General features: G+C 75.0%; 11 protein-coding genes. 9 read left to right on the top strand and 2 right to left on the bottom strand.

Annotation, left to right across the window (positions count from 1 at the left end; translation table 11 throughout):
- The coding region (locus EDJALFJO_RS11655) for an HNH endonuclease signature motif containing protein (protein ID WP_143448509.1) at positions 1 to 1,095 on the top strand (1,095 nt) is incomplete at its 5' end.
- A gap of 19 nt (positions 1,096 to 1,114) precedes the next feature.
- Here EDJALFJO_RS11655 and EDJALFJO_RS11660 read toward each other — a convergent pair.
- A complete protein-coding gene (locus EDJALFJO_RS11660; protein ID WP_088285363.1) occupies positions 1,115 to 1,600 on the bottom strand; it encodes a hypothetical protein in 486 nt (161 codons plus the stop codon).
- Between the two features lie 165 nt (positions 1,601 to 1,765).
- Between EDJALFJO_RS11660 and EDJALFJO_RS11665 the strand changes: the two genes are divergently transcribed.
- The 7 genes from EDJALFJO_RS11665 (at position 1,766) to EDJALFJO_RS34270 (ending at position 8,475) form a co-directional block, all read left to right on the top strand.
- Positions 1,766 to 2,593 (top strand): SDR family oxidoreductase, encoded by an 828-nt coding sequence (locus tag EDJALFJO_RS11665; protein WP_233149813.1) that lies wholly within the window; start codon positions 1,766 to 1,768, stop codon positions 2,591 to 2,593.
- Positions 2,593 to 3,813, top strand: coding sequence for an acyl-CoA dehydrogenase family protein (locus tag EDJALFJO_RS11670; protein ID WP_088285351.1), 1,221 nt, complete (start codon positions 2,593 to 2,595; stop codon positions 3,811 to 3,813). The genes EDJALFJO_RS11665 and EDJALFJO_RS11670 overlap by 1 nt, the downstream gene beginning before the upstream one ends.
- Before the next feature lie 13 nt (positions 3,814 to 3,826).
- A complete protein-coding gene (locus EDJALFJO_RS11675) occupies positions 3,827 to 4,741 on the top strand; it encodes an alpha/beta hydrolase (RefSeq protein WP_088285353.1) in 915 nt (304 codons plus the stop codon).
- A gap of 27 nt (positions 4,742 to 4,768) precedes the next feature.
- Positions 4,769 to 5,434, top strand: a complete 666-nt coding sequence (locus EDJALFJO_RS11680; protein WP_088285355.1) for a maleylpyruvate isomerase N-terminal domain-containing protein — start codon at positions 4,769 to 4,771, stop codon at positions 5,432 to 5,434.
- A 97-nt stretch (positions 5,435 to 5,531) separates the two neighbouring features.
- Positions 5,532 to 6,074 carry a SigE family RNA polymerase sigma factor gene (locus EDJALFJO_RS11685; protein WP_088285357.1) on the top strand — a complete coding sequence of 181 codons (543 nt, stop codon included), beginning with the start codon at positions 5,532 to 5,534 and terminating at the stop codon, positions 6,072 to 6,074.
- Positions 6,071 to 7,483 carry a hypothetical protein gene (locus tag EDJALFJO_RS34265; protein ID WP_088285359.1) on the top strand — a complete coding sequence of 471 codons (1,413 nt, stop codon included), beginning with the start codon at positions 6,071 to 6,073 and terminating at the stop codon, positions 7,481 to 7,483. The genes EDJALFJO_RS11685 and EDJALFJO_RS34265 overlap by 4 nt, the downstream gene beginning before the upstream one ends.
- Before the next feature lie 44 nt (positions 7,484 to 7,527).
- Positions 7,528 to 8,475, top strand: a complete 948-nt coding sequence (locus EDJALFJO_RS34270) for a DMT family transporter (RefSeq protein ID WP_158220403.1) — start codon at positions 7,528 to 7,530, stop codon at positions 8,473 to 8,475.
- Positions 8,476 to 8,494: 19 nt separating this feature from the next.
- Here EDJALFJO_RS34270 and EDJALFJO_RS34275 read toward each other — a convergent pair whose 3' ends face one another.
- Positions 8,495 to 8,650, bottom strand: a complete 156-nt coding sequence (locus EDJALFJO_RS34275) for a hypothetical protein (RefSeq protein WP_158220404.1) — start codon at positions 8,648 to 8,650, stop codon at positions 8,495 to 8,497.
- Positions 8,651 to 8,854: 204 nt separating this feature from the next.
- On the opposite strand from EDJALFJO_RS34275, the gene EDJALFJO_RS11705 reads away from it, so the two are divergent.
- The coding region (locus EDJALFJO_RS11705) for a hypothetical protein (RefSeq protein ID WP_198950216.1) at positions 8,855 to 9,049 on the top strand (195 nt) is incomplete at its 3' end.

Here is a 9,049-nt window from a genome sequence, read left to right on the forward strand (position 1 = left end):
CGTGAGGAGGACTTCGACGAGGACGCCCACCTGCGCCGCGGGGTGTCGTTGGTGAAGGACTCCACGGGGATGGGGTCGTTGCGGATGACCTTGACCCCGGCGGACACCGCGGTCCTGTCGGCGATGCTGTCCGCCGCCGGGAAACCGCGCCCCGCCCGCGAAGTCCTCACGGTCGACGACACCGGGGTCGAGCAGGTGACCTTGGTGAAGGACGACCGGACGGTGGCGATGCGCAGGTACGACGCGGTGATGGCCCTGCTCCGCGCCGGACTCAACGGCGGTGCTGATGGTGAGGCGGCGTCGCCGGTGGTGAACCTGCTCGTCACCGCCACGGTCGAGCAGGTCGCCGCCGCCGGTGCGGTCGCCGAGCGAGTGCGGCGGAGGGCCGAGAAGGCTGCCGGTGCGGATGCCGGCAGGGATTCGGGAATGGACGTCGGGTTGGCTAGCGTGCCAGAGACGTTCTCCGGTAACGGGTCCGCGGGCGATGCGGCGTGCCAGGTCGGTCGGGCCGCCGGGTTCGCGACGCTGCACCGGCACGGGCCGATCGGGTCCCACCTGCTCGCCTACCTCGCCTGCACCGCCACCCTGACCAAGGTGCTGCTGGATGCGAACGGTGCACCGCTCGACGTGGGGCGGACGCACCGGCTCGCGACCCCGGCCCAGCGCAAGGCCCTCGCCGGCCGCGACGGTGGCTGTGTCATCCCGGCCTGCCCCGTCCCGCACGAAGGCACCGACGCCCACCACATCCAGCCCTGGGAGCAGGGCGGTCTGACCGACCTGACGAACCTGGTGAGCGCCTGCCCGAGACACCACCAGGAGATCCACGCCGGCCTGTGGGTGGTCGAGATGCACGACGGGGTCCCGTGGGTCCGGCCACCGGCGTGGATCGACCCAGAACGCCGCCGGCTGCGCAACCTGCACCACCAGACCCACAACGCCGCCCGACGGATCGGGCAACAGCTACGCCTCGCCCTCGACGACGACGCCGACGCCCGCGGCGTGGGTCCGAACCGGACCGGGCTGACCCCGATCGACCTCACGCCCCCGGTCTGGAACCAGGCCCCACCCGACGACACCTGGAGACGCACCGGCTGATGTGGGTCACCTCGTCCGGTCAGTAGTGCGCCCGGACCTGACGGATCGGGTGACCGAGGGCCCGTTCGACGGCGGCCGTCGAAGCGTCGTCGAGCCGGCCGTCGCCGGGGCCGGACGTCCTGCTGGGGTTCCACACCGCGATCTCGAAGCGGGCGAACGCCACCGGCCAGTCGTACTGGAGGGCGTCCAGCGTGGTCACCGTTCCGCAACAGGGGACGACGACCGCCAGGTCCGCCAGACCGGAGCCCGAGGTGTGGCGCTCCTCGAGCAGGTCACGCCACCACTCGTCGTCGAGCTGTCGACCGCAGCTGGGGCAGCTGATCCGCTCGAGGTTCCCGCCGCAGTCGACGAGGGCGACATCGTCGTGCCAGTCGACCTCGCACCAGCCGCCGTCGCCGTCGACCAGGGTGAGGGACTTCACGAGCTCGGCCACCCGCTGCCCGGTGGCTCGGTCGGGCTGCCAGCGCGGGTCCGAGGGCACCACGGAGAGAACGTTGTCGCTCACGCCGGCAAGCATGCCGCTGCGGGCGTCATGACCGTTCGGGTTCGGGTCTTGCCAGTCGTCCGTGAACGCATCCTTCGGGCAGGCCAGGGGCCCCGCGCCGTCCATGCTCGGGCCACGTACGCTCACAGGCGGCGTGGACGTGCAGCCGCAGAGAGGCGGACCCGGGTGGACATCGCAGGTGCGGGGGTCGTCGTGACCGGCGCGGGGCACGGGATCGGGGCCGCGATGGCCCGCCGGCTCGCCGCCGAGGGGGCGCGGGTCGTCGTCAACGACCTGGACGCCGACGCGGCCGGGGCCGTCGCCGCCGAGGTCGGTGGCACCGCGGCGCCCGGGGACGCTGCCTCCGAGACGGGCGTCGCGGTGCTCGTCGAGCGGGCCACGGCGGCGCTGGGCGAGATCGACGTCTTCGTCGCGAACGCGGGGATCGACCGGGGCCGTGGGCTCGACGCGAGCGAGGCCGACTGGGCGCTGTCGCTCGAGGTGAACGTCATGGCCCACGTCCGGGCCGCGCGGCTGCTCGTGCCGGGCTGGGTCGAGCGGGGGCGCGGGCGGTTCGTCGTCACGGCGTCCGCCGCGGGGCTGCTGACGATGCTCGGCAGCCCGACGTACTCGGTGACCAAGCACGGGGCCGTCGCGTTCGCCGAGTGGCTCTCGGCGACCTACGGGCACCGCGGGGTCGTCGTCCAGGCGATCTGCCCGCAGGGCGTCGACACCCGGATGCTCCACGAGGCCGGGCCCGCGCAGGAGGTGCTCGGCCGGGAGACCGTGCTCACCCCCGAGGACGTCGCGGCCGCCCTCGTGGACGGCCTGCGCGACGACACCCGGTTCCTCGTGCTCCCGCACCCCGAGGTCGGCGACTACTACGCCCTGCGGGCCACCCAGCCGGACCGCTGGCTCGGCGGCATGCGCAAGCTCCAGCGCCGGCTCGACGAGTACGACGCCGGCACACGAGACACCACGGCGCACGACGCGACGACGAAGGAGAACCACTGATGGAGTTCGGGTTCGACGCACGCACCGAGGACCTGCGCCGCCAGGTGCTCGGCTTCATGGACGAGCACGTCTACCCGAACGAGCAGACGTTCCGGGTCCAGGCCGCGGCCCTCGACGACCGCTGGGCCTGGACCCGCATCCCCGTCGTGCAGCAGGTCCGCGCGACCGCGTGCGAGCAGGGGCTGTGGAACCTCTTCCTCCCCGGGGACCACGGCGCGGGCCTGACGAACCTCCAGTACGCGCCGCTCGCCGAGATCACCGGCCGCAGCATCCACCTGGCCCCGCCCGCCTTCAACTGCGCGGCGCCGGACACCGGGAACATGGAGGTGCTGGCGATGTTCGGCACCCCCGAGCAGCAGGCGCAGTGGCTCGACCCGCTGCTGCGCGGGGAGATCCGCTCCGCGTTCGCGATGACGGAGCCGGACGTCGCGTCCTCCGACGCGACGAACATCGCCACCTCGATCGTCCGCGACGGCGACGACTACGTCATCAACGGCCGCAAGTGGTGGATCACCGGAGCGATGAACCCCGACTGCAGGATCCTCATCGTCATGGGGCGGACGAACCCGGACGCCGACCGGCACCGGCAGCAGTCGATGATCCTCGTGCCCCGCGACACCCCGGGCCTGACCGTCGTCCGCGGCATGGAGGTCTTCGGGTACGACGACCACGAGCACGGCGGCCACGCCGAGCTCGTCTTCGAGGACGTCCGCGTCCCCGCGGCCAACCTCATCGGCGGCGAGGGCGACGGGTTCGCCATCGCGCAGGCCCGGCTCGGGCCGGGCCGGATCCACCACTGCATGCGGTCGATCGGCATCGCGGAGCGGGCCATCGAGCTCATGTGCGCCCGCGCCGTCGAGCGCGTCGCCTTCGGCAAGCCGCTGGCGCGCCAGGGCGTCGTCCGGGAGTGGATCGCCGAGTCCCGGGTCAAGGTCGAGCAGCTGCGCCTGCTCGTCCTCAAGACCGCGTGGCTCATGGACACCGTCGGCAACAAGGGCGCCCACACCGAGATCCAGGCGATCAAGATCGCCGTGCCCGAGACCGTGCAGTGGATCCTCGACCGGGCGATCCAGACCCACGGCGCCGGTGGCCTCTCGCCGGACTTCCCGCTCGCCGAGTCGTTCGCCGGCATCCGCACCCTGCGGTTCGCCGACGGGCCCGACGAGGTGCACCGGATGTCGTTGGCGCGCGCGGAGATCCGGCGCCAGACCGGGCAGTGACCGGAGCACGAGCATGAGCGGCTACGCCGTCCCCGACCCCACGCCGCCCCGCCGCCGGGCCATCCAGCTCGGCGTCGGGGCCGTCGTCACGGGCCTGCTCGGGGCCGCGCTGTACCGGACGGCGCACCGCATCGAGGGGACGACGGTCCAGGGCACGGTGGAGGCGCCGACCCTCGGGGGCACGCAGGCCGCCTACACGCTCGTCTACCCCCGCGGGGTCGACGCGCACCAGCCCGTCGTGCCGGGCGGCGGGCAGGGCAGCCGGCTGCCGGTCGTCGTCGTCCTGCACGACCTCGGCGGGGACTCCTCCGTCGTCACCCGGCTCGGGCTCGACGAGGCCCTGGGCCGGGCCGTCGTCCGGGACGGCATGGCGCCCTTCGCGCTGGCCGCGATCTCGGGCGGCGACCGCTGGTGGCGGGCCCGGCCCGACGGCACCGACGCCGGCGCACTCGTCCTCGACAAGTTCCTGCCGTGGCTCGCCGCGCTCGGCCTCGCGGCCGGCGCCGAGCACCGCGTGGGCCTGCTCGGCGTCGGCATGGGCGGCTACGGCGCGCTGCGCCTGGCCCAGGAGCTCGCGCAGCGGCCCGACGCGCCGGCGGTCGCCGGCGTCGCCGTCGCCGGCCCGACCCTGTGGCGCACCGCGGACGCGGCCCGGCAGCAGGACCCCGGCGTCTTCTCCGACACCGCCGACTTCGCGCGCGGCGACCTGCGCTCGGCGCCGGACGCGCTGGCCGGCGTCCCGCTCCAGGTCGAGTGCGGCGGCGAGGATCCGTACCTGACCGCCGTCCGCGAGGTCCTCGGCGGGCTCCGGCCGCCACCGGCGGTCACGGTGACGGCCGGCGGGCACGACCTCGACACCTGGAAGCCGTTGGCCGACGGCCAGATCCGGTTCCTCGGGACCTCGCTCGAGGCCGGGGGCAGCAGCTGACGGCGTCCGGCGGATACCCTCCACCGCATGGCTGACCGTGTGCCCCTGTCCCTGCTCTACCGCGAGGCCCGCGAGCGCATCGGCGCGCTCGTCCCGGGCATCCCGGACGACTCCCTGCCGGTCCCGGCGACGCCGGGCTGGACCGTCCACGACGTCGTCGCGCACCTCGCGGGGGCGGCGCAGGACGGCGCGAGCGGGAACGGCCCGACGGACGGCCCGACCCCGGAGTGGACGGCGACCCACGTCGAGCGCGGCCGCGGCGTCCCGACGGCCGAGCTCCTCGAGCGGTGGGCGACCGCGTCGGTCGCCGTCGAGGCGCTGCTCGAGACGGTGCCGATCTGGCCGTTCGTCTTCGACGCGACGACGCACGAGCACGACCTGCGGGGCGCCGTCGGCGACACCGGGGCACGGGACAGCGTGGGGGTGGTCCTCGGCGCGAAGCTGCTGCTCGGGGCGCTCGACGTGCCGGCGCCGCTGCGGGTCGTCACCGGGACCCACGACGTGCGCGTCGGGCCGCAGGCGCCGGACGACGAGCGCACCGTCCTGCGGACGACGGACTTCGACGCGTTCCGCTGGCGGATGGGCCGGCGCAGCGCCGCCCAGCTCGCCGCGATGGACTGGTCCGGCGACCCCGCGCCGTTCCTCGACCACCTGTGCGTCTTCGGCCCGGCCGCGACCGACGTCGTCGAGTAGCCCGGAAACCTCTCGCGCCGCTCAACCCCGGGTGCCCCGCCGGGCGTCTGGGGTGGGGACGGGATGCCGGCACCGCGCCGGCGACGAGGGGGACGAGATGTCCGCGGACGAGTCGCAGTTCAGGGACTTCGTCCTGCACCGCTGGCCGCAGCTCGTGCGCTACGCGTACCTGCTCACGGGCGACGCCACGCAGGCCGAGGACCTGGTGCAGGTCGCGCTGGAACGCTCCTGGCGGCACTGGGGGCGGATCCGCAGCGACAACCCGGAGGCCTACGTCCGGACGGCGGTCGCACGGGGTGCGATCTCGCGCTTCCGGGCGCGATCCCGGCGGGTCGCCGAGGCGCCGTTCGACGACGTCGTCGCCGACCGCCGGTCCGCGACCCCGGACGGCGCCCAGGCCCGGGCGGAGCGGGACGCCGTCTGGCGCCAGCTCGCCGTGCTTCCGCCGCGGATGCGCGCGGTGGTCGTCCTGCGCCTGTGGGAGGACCTCACCGTCGAGGAGACCGCGCGGGTCCTCGGCTGCTCGACCGGCACCGTCAAGAGCACCCTCTCCCGCGCGACGGACCGGCTGCGGGCCAGCGCCGACCTGCGCGAGCTCGCCGGGGTGCGGGCCGCGGACGACACGGAGGTGACGCGATGAACGACGACGACCTGCGGCTGCTCGTGCGTGACAGCCTCTCCGAGCGCGCGGAGGACCTGCCGGCGGCGACCCCGTCGTGGGACCGGGTCCGGGGCGGCCTCGTGGGGGTGCGGCGCGAACGGCGCCGCCGGCAGGCCCTCGCGGCGGGCGCGCTCGCGCTCCTCGTCGCCGTCGGCGTCGTCGGGGTGCAGTCCTCCTCGCTCACCGCCCTGCGCCGGGCCGACCCCGCGAACCCGGACGGTCTGCGCGTCGCCGGGGACCCGGCCTTCGGGCGCACGACCGTCGGCTCGCTGGGCCGCGACGACGCGTTCCTCGCCGGGGTCCGCCGGGAGGTGCTGGCCCGTGGCACGTTCGTCGTCGAGACGCTGCAGCCGGGGACCGGTGCCGGCGACCTCACGGTCGCGTTCGCCGGTGACGTCGGTGACGTCCGCCTGGTGCTCGTCGAGGCCCCCACGCGCAGCGGGCCGGACGGCGACATCGACACCTTCCTCTGGTTCAGCGCGCCGCGCGGCGCGTCGGCGACCGCAGTGGTGGCCGGGGAGGTCAGCTCCGAGGCGGCAGGTGCCACGACCCAGATCTGGCGGCCCGCCCCAGGCGGGCCGGCCACCGCCGGCGGGACGGGGGCGTACGTCGTCCTCTCCCGGATCCCGGGCAGTGTCGTGCGGACGGCGACCGGCCCGACGTACGACGCCGGCGGGAGGCAGCCGTGGTCGGTGCGCACGGTGCCCGCTGCGTCCGACCACCACTGGGAGGTCGCCGTCCCCTGGTCGGACCGGTTCGTCAGCCCGATGTGGACCAGCGGACCGGAGGGGACCTCGTGGTCGGCGCTCGACCCGCCGTTCACGGACGGGACGGGGACCGGGCTGCTCGACGGTGCGGAGCCCGCCCTGCACAGCGACCGCCCGGCGCGGGACGCCGCGATCGAGAGTGCGTTCGCGGCGGCGCAGACCGCCTCCGGGGTGCCGGTGGCCCGCTCGACGCGACGTCTGCTCTGGACGGGGTCCGCCGGTGTGTTCTCGACGTCCGTCGTGGCCGTCACCGTGCCCGGCGGTGCCCACGTGGTCACGGCGGTCCGGGAGCAGCTGGAGGGCGACAACGTGCTGCCCGTCTCCCGGTCGACGGTCGTCCTCCCGGCCGGCCCGCTCGACCGGGTCGCGATGGCCTGGGCGCTCGGGCCGCCGGACGAGGACGGGACGACAGGGCTGGCCGCGCTCGGGCCGGTCGGTGCCACGACCATGACGGTCACGGACGACCGGGGAAGGACGTCCTCCGAGACGCTGATCTACGAGTACGCCGACGCGTCGGTCGTGAACCCGGTGACCGTCGAGTTCACCGACCTCACCGGGGCGACCCTGGCGCGGGTGCCGGTGACCGCGCTCGAGGCCGGCGTGGCGCCGCCCACCGGCTGAGCCCAGGCACCAGCCGGGGCCGGGACGCCCGCTACGGTGCGCGGGTGGCAGCGCAGTCCGACGTCCAGTCCCGGCCGGAACCCGGCCCGGCGCCCGACCGGCACCGGGTCGGCCTGGCCTGGGCGTTCGCCGGCGTGCTGCTCTTCTCGCTCTCGGTACCGATGACCAAGGTCGCCGTCCGCGGCTTCGACCCGTTCATCACCGCGAGCGGCCGGGCCGTCATCGCGGGCGTCATCGCGGGCGTCCTGCTCCTCGTGCGGCGGGTGCCGTTCCCGCCGCGGGTGCACCTCACGCCGATCGTCTTCACGATGCTCGGCGCGGTCTTCGGGTGGCCGATCCTGCTCGCGCTGGCGCTGCAGCGGACGACGTCCGCGCACGTCGCCGTCATCGCCGCCTTCATGCCGCTCATGACCGCCGTCATCGCGGTGCTCCGCACGCACGAGCGGGTGAGCGGCCAGTTCTGGGCCGCGGCGAGCGCGGGCACCGGAGCGCTCGTCGCCTTCGCCCTCGCCCGTGGCGGCGGCACGGGTGCCGACCCGGTCGCCGACCTGCTCGTCGTCGGCGCGGTGATCGCGTCGTCCTGGTGCTACGTCGAAGGTGCCTCGGTGACCGCGGCGATGCCCGGGTGGCAGGTCATCTCGTGGGTCGTCGTCCTCGCCCTGCCGGTGACGGTCCCCGCGACGGTCGTCATCGCCGTCCTCACCCACGACGCGTACTCGCCCGGCCCCGCCGAGTGGCTCTCGCTCGCCGGGCTCGGGGTCTCGTCGATGTACCTCGGGTTCTTCGCCTGGTACCGCGGGCTCATGCTCGCCGGCATCGCGCGCGGCGGCCAGGTGCAGCAGCTGCAGGCGCTGCTCACGCTCGTGTGGTCGGCGCTGTTCCTCGGCGAGACCGTGACGCTCGCCGCTGTGCTCGCGGCGTGCGCCGTCATCGCGTCGATCGTCTGGGCGCAGAAGGGCCGCCGGCCGCGGGTCGTCGCGCCCGAGGAGTGACGGTCCGAGGCGCAGCAGGTCAGCTGTCGGTCGGCCGGACGGCGTCCCGCATCCGCAGGTCGCGCGCCGGGTCCGCGGCGGCGCAGCAGCCCTGCGCCCGGACCCGGCCCGTCAGCGCGCCCCACGCGAGGGCGACGACGAGCACGAGGAACGGGATCCCGACGACGTAGCGCACGGGTCCACTGTGCGGCCCGTCCGGCCCGCACGCAACGGGCCGCGGCAACGGGCCGTCGGCCGGCGGGTTGCGGCGCGGTGACGTCTGACGCACTTCGCCGGGCCGGGCGGTCCGGCCGCCGCATGATCCGCTACGGTGCGCTGCGCCGGACACGCATGTGCGCCGGCTCGGAGCCCGGACGGGCGAGAACGGAGTGCACTGCGCATGAAGATGTTCGACGAGATCAAGGACCTGTTCACGACGGACGACGCCGAGAAGGCGGCGAAGGCCAAGGAGATCGCGGACAAGGCCCAGCACGCCGCCGACGAGGCCGCGAAGAAGGCTGCGACGGCGAAGGCTGCGGCCGAGGCCGCCGCCGCGAAGGCCGACCCCACGCCCGAGGCCCCGGCCGCCGCGGCC

Source organism: Kineosporia sp. A_224, assembly GCF_002198655.1.
Classification (GTDB): Bacteria; Actinomycetota; Actinomycetes; order Actinomycetales; family Kineosporiaceae; genus R-H-3.

What these genes read in the sequence shown, in the direction of transcription:
- EDJALFJO_RS11675 (WP_088285353.1), top strand. Translation starts at nt 3,827, where the DNA reads ATGAGCGGCTACGCCGTCCCCGACCCCACGCCGCCCCGCCGCCGGGCC.
- EDJALFJO_RS11685 (WP_088285357.1), top strand. Translation starts at nt 5,532, where the DNA reads ATGTCCGCGGACGAGTCGCAGTTCAGGGACTTCGTCCTGCACCGCTGG.
- EDJALFJO_RS11680 (WP_088285355.1), top strand. Translation starts at nt 4,769, where the DNA reads ATGGCTGACCGTGTGCCCCTGTCCCTGCTCTACCGCGAGGCCCGCGAG.
- EDJALFJO_RS34265 (WP_088285359.1), top strand. Translation starts at nt 6,071, where the DNA reads ATGAACGACGACGACCTGCGGCTGCTCGTGCGTGACAGCCTCTCCGAG.
- EDJALFJO_RS11670 (WP_088285351.1), top strand. Translation starts at nt 2,593, where the DNA reads ATGGAGTTCGGGTTCGACGCACGCACCGAGGACCTGCGCCGCCAGGTG.